At 59.6% G+C, this 15,091-nt stretch carries 15 protein-coding genes and 1 other RNA gene; 11 read left to right on the forward strand and 5 right to left on the reverse strand.

Features of this window, described 5'->3' with window-relative positions:
• Positions 1–152 precede the first annotated feature (152 nt).
• From AB1495_RS14215 to AB1495_RS14255, 9 genes are all read left to right on the forward strand, one after another.
• A complete protein-coding gene (locus tag AB1495_RS14215) occupies positions 153–896 on the forward strand; it encodes a FadR/GntR family transcriptional regulator (RefSeq protein WP_037964440.1) in 744 nt (247 codons plus the stop codon).
• 30 nt (positions 897–926) lie between these two features.
• Positions 927–1,273, forward strand: a transfer-messenger RNA (tmRNA) gene (gene ssrA / locus AB1495_RS14220).
• Between the two features lie 262 nt (positions 1,274–1,535).
• Positions 1,536–2,357: a glycosyltransferase gene (locus tag AB1495_RS14225; RefSeq protein WP_074634873.1), complete on the forward strand. Its 822-nt coding sequence runs from the start codon at positions 1,536–1,538 to the stop codon at positions 2,355–2,357.
• Between the two features lie 154 nt (positions 2,358–2,511).
• On the forward strand, positions 2,512–3,768 hold the full coding sequence (chrA, locus tag AB1495_RS14230; protein ID WP_074634872.1) for a chromate efflux transporter: 1,257 nt from the start codon (positions 2,512–2,514) through the stop codon (positions 3,766–3,768).
• 72 nt (positions 3,769–3,840) lie between these two features.
• Entirely contained in the window at positions 3,841–4,311 is a 471-nt protein-coding gene (locus tag AB1495_RS14235; RefSeq protein WP_005853671.1) for an SspB family protein, read from the forward strand.
• A 113-nt stretch (positions 4,312–4,424) separates the two neighbouring features.
• Entirely contained in the window at positions 4,425–5,819 is a 1,395-nt protein-coding gene (gene fumC / locus AB1495_RS14240; RefSeq protein ID WP_005853673.1) for a class II fumarate hydratase, read from the forward strand.
• Complete coding sequence (locus AB1495_RS14245; protein WP_005853675.1) at positions 5,816–5,992, forward strand: DUF4169 family protein; 177 nt, start codon at positions 5,816–5,818, stop codon at positions 5,990–5,992. Before fumC ends, AB1495_RS14245 begins: the two co-directional genes overlap by 4 nt.
• Complete coding sequence (locus AB1495_RS14250; protein WP_064216470.1) at positions 5,989–6,222, forward strand: ribbon-helix-helix domain-containing protein; 234 nt, start codon at positions 5,989–5,991, stop codon at positions 6,220–6,222. The genes AB1495_RS14245 and AB1495_RS14250 overlap by 4 nt, the downstream gene beginning before the upstream one ends.
• Before the next feature lie 9 nt (positions 6,223–6,231).
• Positions 6,232–6,465 (forward strand): N-(5'-phosphoribosyl)anthranilate isomerase, encoded by a 234-nt coding sequence (locus tag AB1495_RS14255; protein ID WP_074634871.1) that lies wholly within the window; start codon positions 6,232–6,234, stop codon positions 6,463–6,465.
• Positions 6,466–6,513: 48 nt separating this feature from the next.
• Here the strand turns inward: AB1495_RS14255 and AB1495_RS14260 are convergent, their stop codons facing one another.
• The 4 genes from AB1495_RS14260 to AB1495_RS14275 all read right to left on the reverse strand — a co-directional run bounded on the left by AB1495_RS14260 (position 6,514) and on the right by AB1495_RS14275 (position 10,861).
• Positions 6,514–7,407: a fructose bisphosphate aldolase gene (locus AB1495_RS14260; protein WP_074634870.1), complete on the reverse strand. Its 894-nt coding sequence runs from the start codon at positions 7,405–7,407 to the stop codon at positions 6,514–6,516.
• Positions 7,408–7,476: 69 nt separating this feature from the next.
• Positions 7,477–8,829: a cytochrome P450 gene (locus AB1495_RS14265; protein ID WP_074634869.1), complete on the reverse strand. Its 1,353-nt coding sequence runs from the start codon at positions 8,827–8,829 to the stop codon at positions 7,477–7,479.
• Positions 8,826–10,052: a hypothetical protein gene (locus AB1495_RS14270; RefSeq protein ID WP_074634868.1), complete on the reverse strand. Its 1,227-nt coding sequence runs from the start codon at positions 10,050–10,052 to the stop codon at positions 8,826–8,828. Before AB1495_RS14270 ends, AB1495_RS14265 begins: the two co-directional genes overlap by 4 nt.
• 56 nt (positions 10,053–10,108) lie before the next feature.
• The gene (locus AB1495_RS14275) at positions 10,109–10,861 is read right to left on the reverse strand and encodes a cytochrome c biogenesis CcdA family protein (protein WP_037945030.1); all 753 of its coding nucleotides are present in this window, start codon (positions 10,859–10,861) and stop codon (positions 10,109–10,111) included.
• A gap of 104 nt (positions 10,862–10,965) precedes the next feature.
• Here AB1495_RS14275 and AB1495_RS14280 point away from each other — a divergent pair, with 104 nt between their 5' ends.
• A complete protein-coding gene (locus tag AB1495_RS14280; protein WP_074635194.1) occupies positions 10,966–11,193 on the forward strand; it encodes a sulfurtransferase TusA family protein in 228 nt (75 codons plus the stop codon).
• Positions 11,194–11,292: 99 nt separating this feature from the next.
• Here the strand turns inward: AB1495_RS14280 and AB1495_RS14285 are convergent, their stop codons facing one another.
• Positions 11,293–14,220 (reverse strand): Rne/Rng family ribonuclease, encoded by a 2,928-nt coding sequence (locus tag AB1495_RS14285; RefSeq protein WP_074634867.1) that lies wholly within the window; start codon positions 14,218–14,220, stop codon positions 11,293–11,295.
• A gap of 567 nt (positions 14,221–14,787) precedes the next feature.
• Here AB1495_RS14285 and AB1495_RS14290 point away from each other — a divergent pair.
• Complete coding sequence (locus tag AB1495_RS14290; protein WP_074634866.1) at positions 14,788–15,072, forward strand: hypothetical protein; 285 nt, start codon at positions 14,788–14,790, stop codon at positions 15,070–15,072.
• Positions 15,073–15,091: the final 19 nt, after the last annotated feature.

The raw sequence follows: 15,091 nt of genomic DNA on the forward strand, positions 1-15,091 counted from the left end.
TCATTTTGCCAGTAAACTCCGGGGAGCCCGAGGGGCTGGCCCCTCGGTTCCATGGGTTCAAGCTGCGCGCCAGTGGGGGTGCCCGCCGACTCACATCTTGCAAAATTAATGTCAGACAATTAAAGTTTTTCCAAACCATAAATGTAAGACATATGAATTCCACGCCAGAAACCGCCTCTGATCTGTCCAGCCATATTGCCGCGAACATCCGTGATGCCATCATCAAGGGCGTGCTGATCGTGGACGAACGCCTCCCCTCCGAGGCGGAGCTGTCGGCGCAGTTCAACGTCTCGCGCGCGACGGTGCGCGAGGCACTCAAGCGGTTGGCGGCACAATCTTTGATCCGCACGCAACGGGGGGCAACGGGCGGCGCTTTCGTCAATCGCATCAGCTTTGAAGCCGCCCAAGCGCAGCAGATCACCACCTCTACCCTGCTTTTGTCGATGAACGACGTAAGCTTCGAGACCGCCTGCGAGGCCCGCTTCGCGCTAGAGCGCGCCTGCGCGCCCCTGTCGGCGGCACGCAGGCAGGATCATCATTTGGACGCGATGCAAAACGCGCTTGCCGCGCAATCCGCCCCCGATCTGTCGGACGCGGGCTTTTGCGCGGCGGATGTCGCGTTTCACCGCGCGCTGGTCGATGGCGCGTGCAATCCGGTGCTGTCCTATCAACTCGCCGGTGCGGTCGAAGCGATGCAACCGCTGATGAACATGATCACCTTCACCGCATGGTCCCGCGACGCCATCGTCGCGCGCCATCGTGACATCGCCACCGCCATCGCCGCCCGCGACGCCGGTGCCGCCGCCCAAGGGCTGACCCTGCTTGAGGAAGAGACCCAGGCCCTCGCCCGCACCGTCTTTGCCCGCCGCAGCAAACAGATTGACGCGGCCCGATAGCCGCGGGTCACCTTTCGTTTTCAAAGCTTTCCCCTTGCAAAGCAAATCATGCCCCTTATATCTGGGGTGTCCTTCGGGACTATGGGTATAAACGCGCATGTAATAAGCGGTTCGGACCCGGGGGCGGTACCCGGCGACTCCACCAAACATCCGTCATTTGCGGATCATGGGGTCGAAATAGGATCGACGAACGTCTAAAGATGTTGCTTTATCTCGGCTGACTGCCACCGTTATCGGCGTAAAATGTACAATTGCAAATGACAATCGTGCTCCAATGGCGATGGCCGCGTAAGCGACCGGAACTATTGAAACTTAAGTCCTTACGTTTAGCGACCTAAGGCGGGGTTCGCAGGTACCTGGCAACAGAAACCTGCACTTAGCTCTCCCCCCGTAATTCCCCACCTTCAAGCGCATGATATGCAGTTTTCGCCTGCTTATGATCAGGCGGGTCATCGCCTGTGCTGCAATCAATCGGCAGCTTGCATAAGCACTTCGTCCGCTTCAGAATGAAGGGCAGAACACCCAAGCCCCTTGCCCCTGACTTTCAACGCGCACTTCGGGTTTGTTTGACTTGCAGTCAAAAAGTCCATAATTTTTAATAAGATACATTAACCGCCCACAACGCAGAGAAGCCGCTCAATGTCCCAATCGACTGAAATCCTTGTCTCAACTCGGTTCTCGTTTCTAGGGGCGTCAGGATGGCAAAGCGACTTCTCCAAAGATGCGGCGATGCTGTTCGATAAAAACAGGCTGTTGCGGCGGCTATGGCTGTTCAACAATATCGCATTGGCGAGCCTAGCGTCGCAAACGGACGATAACTTTCACCATTTCATCCTTTCCAGCGATCAGATGCCCGATTGGGCAAAATCAGAGCTGACCGATATGTGTGAAGACCGTTTAGGGGCTGGCAAGTTCACGATACAATTCGCGCCGCAGGGCCCGGCGAGGAAGTTTCAGCGCCACGCAATCGCAAAATTTGCAGGGAGCGATCCCGTGGCTCAGGTTGTCCTTGATGATGATGACGGGCTGTCTTCGGATTTCATCGCAACGCTCAGAGCGCATCTAGCGCAAGCCGAGCCGCTCGAAGCAGAGGGCACGCCCCATTTTTACACATTCCCAAAGGGGTACGCATTGGGCCTGCGTGACGACGAGGTTCAGTTATGGGCACATCGCTTTAAATTCATCAACTTGGGTCTGACGATGGTTGGCAGGAAAGACCATAAAAACATATTCGGCATCGGCCATATGGATGCACCGAAACGGTTCGGCTACACCAGCGACACTCGGAAACTCATGTATATCCGGACGTTGAGCGACGTGAACGACTCGCGTGTCAGCGTCGGTGAAAGATGGACAGAGGTCGAGAATTGGCGCGACGACGAGGACTTTAAATCAAGGTTCCCTTGGATGCTGGACGTGCCGTTCAAAGAGTTCAACGATTTCGATAGTTTGGCGCAATAGCAACCCGCGCCCCCTAACCTGACAATCTGCATCCTTTGAATGCCACCGCGCGTATATGCGGGCCGGGCCATGATCGCTGCCCCACCGGCGCTTGACCTCGGGGGCCGGTACTGCGACCTCTGGCGCGGGGCATCGTGAGAGGCATATGCGAGATATGAGTGTACCGGAATGGGGCCTGCTGGCGCACGTGTTCGGGCGGATCGGGGTGCTGTCCTTTGGGGGGCCAGCGGCCCAGATCGCCCTGATGCACAAAGAGTTGGTCGAGCGTCATCGCTGGCTTTCGGAAGACGGGTTTTTGCGCGCGCTGTCCTTGTGCATGTTGTTGCCCGGGCCAGAGGCGATGCAGCTGGCGACCTATGCCGGATGGCGGCTGCGCGGCACCCTTGGCGGGCTGTTGGCGGGGCTTTTGTTTGTACTCCCAGGGGCTGCGGTCATTCTGGTGCTGGCCTTTGGCTATGCCTATTTCGGCCAGCTTCCCTTGGTTCAAGCCGCGTTTATGGGGATCAAGGCGGCGGTCATTGTCGTGGTCTTTCAAGCCTTGCGCAATCTGGGACGGAAGGCGTTGCACGGGCGCGCGGGATGGGTGCTGGCCGCGCTGGCTTTTGTGGCTTTGTTCGTCTTTGGCCTGCCCTTCCCGCTGATCATTCTGGGTGCGGGCCTTTGGGGCGCTTTCGGTGCCACCGGGCACGGCAGCATGGCCGAGATTGAGGGGCTACATCACCGCCCTGCCCGCCCCTTCGGCGTCATCGGACTTTGGGTCGCGCTATGGGCGTCTCCGCTGCTGTTTGTCTGGGGTATGGGGAATGAATTCCTGCTCAAGATCGGGCTCTTCTTCTCGAAGCTCGCGGTGGTGACCTTTGGCGGCGCCTATGCGGTGCTGGCCTATATGGCGCAGACCGTGGTGCAGGATCACGGGTGGATCACCACCGAACAGATGATCGACGCCCTGGGGCTGGCCGAGACGACGCCGGGCCCTCTTATTCTGGTGACGGAGTTTGTCGCCCTGCTGGCGGGTTTTGCCCAATCGGGGCCATGGGGCGCGGTCTCGGCCGGGGCTCTGGCGCTCTGGGTGACGTTTACGCCCTGTTTTCTATGGATTTTCCTTGCCGGCCCGTATCTGGAGGCGATCTCGGCGCAGCCGCGGCTGGCGGGGGCCTTGCGCGCGATTACCGCCGCCGTCGTCGGCGTGATTGCCAATCTATCGGTCTGGTTCGCGCTGCATGTGATGTTTGAACGCGTGCTGCCTATGGCGCATCTGGCCGTGCCTCTTCCTGATTGGAGCAGCTTTGATCCCCTGGCCGCTGTGCTGACCGGTGTGGCGGGAGTGTTGATGCTGGGGCTGCGGTTCGGCTTTGTCCTGACGATGACGATAAGCGCTGCATTGGCCCTTTGCTGGCGCCTGTTGCTATAAATTTTTGCGCCCCCTTTTCACTGGTGCGAAATGCCGTATGCTATCGCCATCAACCAAGGCCGGAGAGAAGTAATGAGCCGAAGCATTGAGTATGGCAATCTGATGCACGATGCCATGCGCGGGTTAATTCGTCAGGTATTACTTGACGTTGCAGCCAATGGACTGCCCGGCAACCATCACTTCTTTATCACGTTCGACACCTCTCATCCGGATGCGGAACTGGCCGATTGGCTGTCCGACCGCTACCCCGGCGAGATGACCGTTGTCATGCAGCATTGGTACGACAAGCTTGAGGTCACCGAGGAAGGATTCTCGGTCACGTTGAACTTTGGCGATGCGCCCGAACCCATGTATATCCCATATGACGCGATCCGCACCTTTGTGGATCCGTCGGTGGAATTCGGCCTGAAGTTCGAACAGCAAGAACCCGGCCAGCAGGACGAGGACGAAGACCTGCCCCAGCAGGACGAAAGCGAGCTTGAGGTAGAGGAAGAAGCCCCCAAAGCCGCCGAAATCGTATCGCTGGACAGCTTCCGCAAGTAATCGACCGGTCAGCGCTGCCTTGTCGCCAAGGTTAGCGCCATCGGCTCATTGCACCGCTGCGGCCAGCGAGGTAAACCCTGATCAGACATAAGCCCAAGATCAGGAGCCTTTTCATGGCCGATACCCGTACAGAAACCGACAGCTTTGGCCCATTGGAAGTGCCGTCCGATAAATACTGGGGCGCGCAGACCCAGCGGTCGATCATCAACTTCCCCATCGGGTGGGAAAAACAGCCCGTGCCGATCATCCGCGCCCTTGGCGTCGTGAAAAAAGCCTGTGCGATGGAAAACCTGAACCAGGGCAATCTGGACCAGAAGCTGGCTGATGCAATCACCGCCGCCGCGACCGAGGTGATCGAGGGTAAGTTCGACGACAACTTCCCGCTGGTCGTCTGGCAGACCGGCTCCGGCACCCAGTCGAATATGAACGCGAACGAGGTGATCTCGAACCGCGCGATCGAGATGCTGGGCGGCGAGATGGGGTCGAAAGATCCGGTCCACCCCAATGACCACTGCAACATGGGACAGTCGTCCAACGATACCTTCCCGACCGCGATGCATGTGGCCATCGGCATGCAGGCCCGCGATGTACTGCTGCCCGGTCTGCAAAAACTGCACGACGCCCTGGTCGCGAAGTCCGAAGAGTTCAAGGACATCATCAAGATCGGCCGGACCCATACCCAGGATGCGACACCGCTGACCTTGGGTCAGGAATTCTCGGGCTATGCGCATCAGGTGAAAAAGGGGATCGAACGGGTCAACGCCTGCCTGCCTGACATCTATGAACTGGCCCAAGGCGGTACTGCCGTTGGCACCGGTCTGAACACCAAAAAAGGCTGGGCCGAAGCCGTGGCCGCGCATATGGCCGAGATCACCGGCCTGCCCTTTGTCACCGCGCCCAACAAGTTTGAATCGCTGGCCGCCCATGACGCGATGGTCATGTTCTCGGGTGCGCTGAAAACCGTGGCGGGATCGCTGTTCAAGATCGCCAATGACATGCGCTTACTGGGGTCCGGCCCGCGTTCGGGTCTGGGCGAGTTGATCCTGCCCGAGAACGAGCCCGGGTCGTCGATCATGCCGGGCAAGGTGAACCCGACGCAGGCCGAAGCGCTGACCATGGTCTGTGCCCATGTCATGGGTAATGACGCCGCCGTCGGCTTTGCCGGCTCGCAAGGGCATTTCGAGCTGAACGTCTACAACCCGATGATGAGCTATAACGTCCTGCAATCCATGCAGCTTTTGGGCGACAGCGCCTCGGCCTTCACGGACAATATGGTTGTCGGCACACAGGCCAATGTCGAACGTATCGACAAGCTGATGAAAGAAAGCCTGATGCTGGTCACAGCGTTGGCCCCCACGATTGGCTATGACAACGCGACCAAAGTCGCGAAGACGGCGCACAAGAACGGCACGACGCTCAAGGAAGAAGCAATCGCCTTGGGCTTTGTCGATGCCGAAACATTCGACCGCGTGGTGCGGCCGGAGCAAATGATCGGACCCAAAGAATGAGCGCCCCCATCAACCTCAACAAGGTCAAGAAAGAGCGCAACCGCGCCTCGCGCAAGGCCCGTGCCGATGAAAACGCGGTACAGTTCGGCCAGAGCAAGGACCAGAAAGAGGTTTTGAAAGCCCGTCTGGCGCAAATCTCGCGCAATCTGGAAGCCCATAAGCGCGACACATGAGCGCCCGACCGGTGAAACATTCGGTGACCCTTCGGGGTCACCGTACGTCGATCTCGCTGGAGGATGAATTCTGGCAGGAATTGCGCGACCTTGCGCAAGAGATGGACATGCCGATCAATGCGCTGGTGGCGCAGATCGATGCAGAGCGCGGCGTTGAAGCGGGGCTGGCCTCTGCGATCCGCGTCTATGTCCTGCGTGCATTAAAGGAACGTTTACCTTCGCGGGGGTAAGTTTCCCCCATGGTCAAACAACAGTATTCTCCATTGTCGCCCGAGGGCTGGATGCTCGCCCTATTCAGTTCGAAGGCCGCCCGCAGCGGGTGTGTCGTGCGGCGGAATGTCAGGGATGTCGAAAGATATGTAGGCCGCTACGCATTCGAGCAAGAACTGCTACGCCGCGGTTATCACGCTGTGGAAAATGCGGGCCAGCTCGTAATCTTTTGCAATCAGGAACCGATCCGCATTATTGTTTAGGGGTTTTCTTCCCAAGAAAACCCCCGCGGAATTTAGGAAAATTCCAATTTAGGCGACAGAGGCGTCGTAGATCTTGCTGATGTTCTGCCCCAGTGCCGTGTTGAACTCGGCATCCGACATCTTGACGTTCAGCCCTTCGGTCAGCGCACGCGAGAAGCTGGCGATCATCTTGGGGTTTTGCGTCAAACGCGCGCAGGCGTCTTCGGTGGAATACCCACCCGATAGCGCCACGACCCGCAGCACATTGGGGTGATCCGCAAGGCTGTCATAAAGCCCCGCAACTTCTGGCAGGGTCACCTTGAGCATCACCAGTTCCTCCGCCGACAGCGTGGCCAAGTGCTTCTCGAGCTCGGATTTCAGGATGTCTTCGGCTTCCGCCTTGCTCTCGGAATGGATGTTCACCTCTGGCTCGATGATCGGGACCAGACCGGCGGCGCAGACGGTTTTGGCGACGGCGAATTGCTGCGCCACAACCGACGCGATCCCTTCGGCGTTGGCGGATTGGATGACCGACCGTTCCTTGGTGCCAAAGATACCGGCGGCTTTCGCGCGCTTCAGCAGATCGTCCAGCTCGGGCATGGGTTTGAGCAACTGCACGCCGTTTGCTTCGTCTTCCAGACCTTTGTCGATCTTCAGGAAAGGCACGACGCCGCGGTCTTCCCATAGCAGTTGGGCCACAGGTTTGCCGTTAATCGTGTTGTCCATCGTGCGTTCAAACAGGATCGCGCCCAGAACTTTGTCAGAGGTGAAATCATCGGCCAGAATGATCCGCGCGCGCATGTCGTGCATGGCTTGAAACATCTCGGCATCGCCCGAGTAATCGGAAGGTTCAACGCCATAAAGGCTCAGCGCCTTGGGGGTCGATCCGCCCGACTGGTCCAATGCGGCCACAAACCCCTGCCCTGTTTCCATTTGTGTGCGCTGTGCGTCTGTCGTGGTCATGATGATCCTGGCCCTTATTGATTCCGTCGAATGTTCGTTTAACGCATCTATTCCCGCGATGATATATCGTTAGCGCCGGACAAAGCGCAGCAAAATGCCGTCTTTTGAACGAACTGTCAGATGTGCCACGGGAACAGGTGGCTTTTCGCCGACAACCTCTATGCGGTAATCGCGCAGGATACGCGACAGGATCAACGGGCCTTCGACCATGGCAAAGCCCGCCCCCGGGCAGACCCGCGCACCGGCGCTGAACGGCAGATATGCCTCGCGCTGGCATTTCTTGCCGTTCTCGCTGTGCCATCGCGCCGGATCAAACCCGTCGGGGTTGTCCCACAGGCGTTCGTGACGATGCAGATGCCACGGGCTGATCACCACCTGTGCCCCACGCGCCACGGTTCGGTCGCGGAACGTCGCGGGGCAGCTCGCTTCGCGCACCATCATCGGCACGGGGGGATAAAGGCGCAGTGCCTCGCGGAAGACATCGCGGCTTTGTTTGAGCTTGCCCATAACCGCAAAATCGCACTGATCGATTGACTGCGCCTCTTCGGCCAGACGGTCCTGCCAGTCGGGATGGGTCGCCACCAGATACATCGCCCATGCCAGCGCCGAGGCGCTCGTTTCATGCCCTGCAAGAAAGAAGATCGCGACCTGATCGACCATTTCATCGGTGGTAAAAGTAGAGCCGTCTTCGGGGTCGGGCGTGGTCATGATCTTGGTCGCCAGATCGTCGGGGGCGGTGCCCGCCTTGATCGCCTCCATCCGGTCGGCCGTCAGTGCGGTGATCAGTCGCCGGATCTTGGCGGCGCTGCGTTTAGTGTCGCGGCGGAACAACCGTGGCAGCCAGCGGGGCAACGGCACAAAGGCCGCGATGTTCAGGATCGGCTGGCTGCGTTGATAGGTTTTGAATTCGTCAAAGACCTCGCGCGCCATGTGGTGTTCGATGGGTAGAGAAAACAACGTGCGAAAGATCACATCCGCCGCCGCGTGGCTGGTCTGCGCCTCCACCTCTAGCGGCGCGCCATCATGAGGCGCAAGCCGTGCCGCCGCTGCCTCTGCCGCGTCCCAGATGGCGGGGAAGGTTTCGCGCAAGCGGCCCCCTTCAAACGCGGGGTCAATGATGCGCCGCTGCCGTTTCCATATCGCCCCGTTGGTCAGGAACACCGAATTGCCAAGCAGCGGGCGCAATCCTTCGCCGATCCGGTCTGACTTGGGATAATCGTCCGGGCGCGTCTTGAGCACGGTCTGGATCAGATCGGGCTGATTGATCAGATAACTGCGGAAGAACGGCGTCTTGAACTCTGCCATCCAGGCCCGATACAGCCGTGCGGGCTGCGCCGACAGGATGTCTTGGCGAAAGAGCCGCGCATAGCGCCAAAGCGACACTTTCGCGGGGCGGCTCTCGGGTTTGGGGGGCAGCATCATGGCGCGGTAGAGGTGAATTTATTCACCGGTTTGACAATGCGCGACCGGGATGCAGGCCGTCCGGCATAGCGTTCGGCCAGACTATGCGGGCCGGCGGTGATCTGGAAATAATCATAGTCCTTGGGCGCATCAAAGGCGCAGAGGTATTGGAAATGCAGCCGGAAAAACCGCCAGCGCAGCTCTTTCCAGCGGGCTGGGGTCAGCGATTGAGTGAAGGCCGCGGAAAACACCAGCGGCCAGCGTTTATCCTCGGGGGCAACGCCCGACACCGCTACCGGATCGCAAAGCGCAAAGGCACAGCCGTCGCCGGGGGCCGTGACATCGACCCATGTCAGACCCTCGCATTGGGACAGAAAGCGCAAATCGGCGCGCAGACGGTGGGCATCGCGCAGGAAGGACACCATCGGCACCACCTGCCCCAAGGTCATAAAGGCCAGCGCAGGCCCGTCAGCAGGGACACGGCCCGCCCGGATCAGATCGGCAAGGATCGACACCCCCAGATGCGCGCCGGAGGAATGGCCCACGACCAGCACCTCGTCCACATCAGACTTCAGCGCCTGTGCGATGGCATCCCCGAATTCGGTCATGCGCGTTTCAAGCGCGGGCGGGTTCGCCCCTCGCGTCGCGGCCCCGAAAGCGTAATCATGCATCAGGTAATAGGCGAAAAGCTTGCCATCGTGTTTCTTGAACCAGCGCAGCACCTGCCAGCCCAGCCCCACGCCAGCGGCGGCGACGATCCCCTTGAACCACGCAGGCCCGCCAAAGAAGGTCAGCCCCGCGTAGAGCAGCTTGCCCGCGAGGGCCGCGATCAACAATTGCAGCAGCAACATCCCCACCGGATAAAGCGCCGCAATCACTGGCCCCTTGCGCAGCTTCATCAACCGCCAAAGCGCACCCGACGCGATATAGACCCAAGCCGTCTGCACCAACTGCCCATAGGTCGCGAGGATCGAATTGCTCATGGAGATGCGCACGATGTCGGACCAGACGAGCACGTCGACCTGAGCCTCAACATCAACGCCATCGATATGCGCGGCGACGTTCCAGCCGTAGTTCCCGCCGCCCTTCTTGGGCGACAACGCGATCTGATAGTCCGAGATCTGCGCCTGTGCGCTGCCTTCCTTGCGGTAAAGCTCGCGGTAGCGGCGCGGATGAATGGGGTCATAGCCCGGGATATAGAAAACCCGTCGCGTCCTGACTGTCTGCTCTATGTTCTCGGCCATCGTTCACCCTGTATTTCGCCGCAGCTTAAACAGGTTTTCCGGCAAGAGTAAGGCGCCTAACCCAAGGATCCCAATGCAGGAAATGTTTCCAGCAACCAGAAAGAGAAGGTTGTAAACGCCCCCGTCAGCAGCGCCAGACCGACCACCACCAGCAAGATCCCCATGCCGCGTTCGATCAGCTTCATATAGGGCTTGATCCGGTTCATGACGTGGGTGGCGCGGGTAATGAACATCGCCGCCAGCAAAAAGGGAATACCCAAGCCCGCCGCATAGACCCCCAGCAAAAGCGTGCCGCGCGTGACCGAGGCTTCGGACGCCGCGAGCGACAGGATCGCGCCAAGCTGCGGCCCGATGCAGGGTGTCCAGCCGAAGGCGAAGGCCAGCCCAAGGATATAGGCCCCAAAGGACGTGCCGCCCTTGTCGCCCGCATCCAGACGCGCCTCTTGATCCAGAAAGGGAATGCGGAAGACGCCCAGGAAATGCAGACCAAAGATGATCACCACGATGCCCGACAGCCGCGCGAAGAGAACCTGATTTTGCAGGAAGAACGCCCCGAAGACCGAGGCCGTGAACCCCAGAATCAGGAACACCGTACTAAGCCCCATAACAAAGAACAGGGCCGCGATGACAGCCTTGCGGCGCGCGGCGGCGACCGATGACATATCGTTCAGGGTCACCCCGCTCATATAGGCGAGGTACGGGGGGACGATGGGCAGGACGCAGGGGCTCAGGAAGCTGATGATCCCGGCGGTCAGCGCGATGAGTATGGCGGGCAGTAGTCCCGCGTCGATCAGGTCAAATCCAAACATGACATCAGCCATAATCTGCTTTGTCCGGCGCGTCACCTGCTGTTGCGCGTGATCTCCGTCACAAGGTTGTGGACGCGTTGAAACATGTGGCTTATCTGAGGATCATGACAGATAAAAACTTTCTCGACGCGACGGGGCTTTTGTGCCCCCTGCCCGTGCTCAAAGCCCGTAAACGCCTGCAATCATTGGACTCTGGCGATCTTTTGACCGTGCATGCGGATGATCCCGCCGCGATCATCGACATCCCGCATTTCTGTGCCGAGGCAGGTCATAGCCTTGAAAGCGCCGCGATGGACGAAACGCCGCAGGCCTATGTGATCCGGAAAAGGTAGCTGACCCGCGGCATCACGCACCGCGGATACCGCAGATAAAAAAAGGCAGACCCGAAGGTCTGCCTTTTGTCGTTTCTATATGTCGGCGCAGGGGGCTATTTAGCCGCCCAAGGACCACCAGCCGCGCCGCTTGGGCTTGGCGGGTTTTTCGGGCTCCGCCTGCGGGGTCGCCTCGGGCTGAGGTACTTCGGTGACCGGTGGCTCCGGCTGGATTTCCTGCGCGGGCGGCATTTCCGTCGGGGTGCTATCGGGCACTTCGGTCGGGGCCGGCGTTTGCTCCACCTCGGCGGGCTGGGACGGCTGCGCGGGCGTGGGTTCAGGCGTCGGGATCGGCGTCGGCTCCTTTGCGGGCTCGGGCGTCGGCGCGTCTGGTGTCACCTCAGGCTCGGGCTTGGGCTCGGGGGTTGGCTGCTCTTTTGGCGCAGGTGTTTCCTCGGGCTCGGGTGCCTCTTCGACAGCCTCAACAGGGGCGGCCTTGGGCTTGCGCGTGCGGGTCCGCTTGGGTTTTGGCTTGGGCGCGTCTTCGGCGGCGTCCGCGTCGGCGGGGGCCGTCTCGGCCGGTTTCGCGTCCTCGGAGGTCTTGGCGTCCGCGTCTACGGTCGCTTCTGCCGCGGCATCAGCCTTGGGTTTGCGGGTCCGGCTGCGGGTGCGCTTGGGTTTGTCCTGCGGTTTCGCGTCATCAGAAGCGGCGTCTGCAGTCGCATCCGTTTTCGCGTCATCCTTGGCACCAGCAGTATCCGCCTCGGTTTGCGCGGGCGCGTCGCTATCGCCGTTGTCACCGTTGGTGTTGCTATCGCCGTTGTTTTCACCGTTGGCGGCATCATCCCCGTTGGATTTGCCACCCCGACGCCGCCGGCGACGACGACGGCGCTTGGGTTTCCCTTCGCCATCATTGTCATCGTCAGAGCCATTGTGCTGGTTCTGCCCGCCATTGCCGTTGCCGGTAGGTTCATTGTCAGCATTGTCCGCATCTGCTTCCGCATCGACATCCAGATCATCGACCTCGTCCATGATGGAGGTATCAACTGACACCACATGTTCGATCGGCGTGACAACGCGTGTCGCGGTCTTGAACTTTTCAAGCGAGAAATCGGGGCTGACCAAAGCGGGGTCGCCTTCGATGCGCACGGCCATGCCATAGCGGCCTTCGATGTGAGCGATATGTTCGCGCTTCTGGTTCATCAGGAAGTTGGCGATGCCCACGGGTGCCGTAATCAATACCTCGCGCGACCGTTTGCGGGTGCCCTCTTCCTCAATCTGGCGCAGGATCGACAGCGCAAGGTTGTCGTCCGACCGGATCAGGCCGGTGCCGTGGCAGGCGTGGCAAGGCTGGGTCGTCGCCTCGATCATACCGGGACGCAAACGCTGGCGCGACATTTCCATCAGGCCAAAGCCGGAAATACGGCCCACCTGAATACGCGCACGGTCGGTTTTCAGCTTTTCCTTCATCAGCTTTTCAACGGCGGCGTTATTGCGACGCTCGTCCATGTCGATAAAGTCGATGACGATCAGACCGGCCAGATCACGCAGACGCAACTGACGAGCGACTTCGGCGGCGGCTTCAAGATTGGTCTTGGTCGCGGTCTGTTCGATGGAGCCTTCCTTGGTGGCCCGGCCCGAGTTCACGTCGATCGCAACAAGCGCTTCGGTCACACCGATCACGATATAGCCACCCGAAGGCAGCTGTACCGTGGGGTTGAACATGCCCGACAGGTAGCTTTCGACTTGATAGCGTGCGAACAAGGGCAGTGTTTCGCTATAGAGCTTCACGTTCTTGGCGTGGGACGGCATGATCATCTTCATGAAGTCCTTGGCGATGCGGTAACCGCGTTCACCTTCGACAAACACCTCGTCAATCTCGCGGTTATAAAGGTCGCGGATCGAGCGTTTGATCAGGTCGCCTTCTTCATAGATCTTGGCGGGCGCGATGGATTTCAGCGTCAGCTCGCGGATTTGTTCCCACAGGCGTTGCAGGTATTCGTAGTCGCGCTTGATCTCGGCCTTGGTGCGTTGTGCACCGGCGGTGCGCACGATCAGACCGGCACCTTTTGGCACCTGAATTTCGTTTGCGATCTCTTTCAGCTTCTTACGGTCCGCGGCGTTGGTGATCTTGCGGCTGATGCCGCCCCCACGCGCGGTGTTGGGCATGAGCACACAATAGCGGCCGGCCAGCGACAGATAGGTTGTCAACGCGGCACCTTTGTTGCCACGTTCCTCTTTAACGACCTGCACCAGCAGGATCTGACGCACCTTGACGACTTCCTGGATTTTATAGCGCTTGGGCCGTGGCTTGCGCGCGGTGCGCAGATCGTCGTGATCATCGTCATCCGCCACGGATTCGATGCTGTCATCCTTGGAGGACGCATCTTTAGCCTTGGGGCTATCGTCGCTGTCATCCGCGTCGTCGCTGTCGTCCTGATCATCGGCATCAGGTTTTGCGGCGTCTTTCGCATCTGCTTTGGCGGCCTTGGGAGTGTCACCCTCTGCCTTGCTGTCATCGCCGTCTGGCTCTTCGACAGGCGTTTCGGCAACCCGCTCCATCGGAGAGGAGCCTTCTTCATCGTCCAGATCGACGGTCTGCATGCCGTTGATCTGGTCGCTGTCGGTGGCATCGGCGTCTTTGCTGACGGTCGCGTCATCGGACACGGTGTCTTCGGCCTTGGACTTGCTGCGGCTGCGCGAGCGTGTCCGGCGTTTGGGCTTTTCGTCTTCGTCTTCCTTGGCGGCCTGCGCTTCGGCATAGGCACGCTCTTCCTCCATCAACGCCAGACGGTCAGCGACGGGGATCTGGTAGTAATCGGGGTGAATTTCCGAAAAGGCGAGGAAACCATGACGGTTGCCGCCATAATCCACAAACGCGGCCTGTAACGAAGGTTCGACCCGCGTGACTTTCGCGAGGTAGATATTGCCAGCTAGCTGGCGTTTATTCTCTGATTCAAAGTCAAATTCTTCGACCTTGTTTCCGTCAACCACAACAACGCGAGTTTCCTCAGCGTGGGTGGCATCGATAAGCATTTTCTTAGGCATAAATCCATTTTGCACAGCTGCGCAAACAGCAGCCCCGGTGGGGCGCTGCGAGGCAGGGTATGTCTTGTCAGGGCGATGGGTGACGCGGCTAAAACAGGGCCCAAAAGGCCGCCTGTCTGTCTGCTCTTGGCGTCTGCGCGCGTCATCGCGGTTCTTCTCCGACATGGGTGGTGCGTACCGCGCCCCCATATCCATTAATTTACTGCGGTTGTCCGGCCAAAGGGACGGCGCAATCGTCAGCGGTTCTTGAGCCTTTTTTAAGGGCCTAATCGGTCTGCCTGGTCACCACATGCCGGGGAACCGAGGCATCGAAACTGTCTGGGGTCTGGTTTGCCATCCAAAGAGGCAAACAGTCCTACCTACAATTAACGGCAGAAGGCACCAAATGACAATGGGAAATCGCGTTTAGCGGCTTTGCAGATACGGGGGCCGATAGCGGTATCACGCCCCCCGCCGCCTTGCTTGACAAGCGTCGGTGCTATGGGAAAAGCTTTGCCAGCGGGTTTATGCCCGTGCCGCAGCCCTGTGACGGGATGCACAAAAATAAGACAGATAAGGATGATACGAATGCATATTTCCCTGCGCGCAGCCCTGTGCCTGCCGTTTCTGGCGCTTGCCGCCTGCGAAGACATGAGCACGATCGGCGGCAGCGACCCCGAGGGCCCGTCCAAGCGCAGTTGCATCCGTGCCGTGGAAAAACATACCGGCAAATCGGGCGGTACGCTCAACACGACCATCCCTATCGTCGAGACGGGCCAGCATATTGTCGATATCCCCGGCGGCCCGTCGTGGACCTGCTACACCGATGAAACTGGTGCAGCACGCGAGCTGATCGAGACGCGGCTCGGCTGAGCCTGTCTGCAAAATGCGG

It is taken from the genome of Sulfitobacter pontiacus, assembly GCF_040790665.1.
Classification (GTDB): domain Bacteria; phylum Pseudomonadota; class Alphaproteobacteria; order Rhodobacterales; family Rhodobacteraceae; genus Sulfitobacter; species Sulfitobacter pontiacus.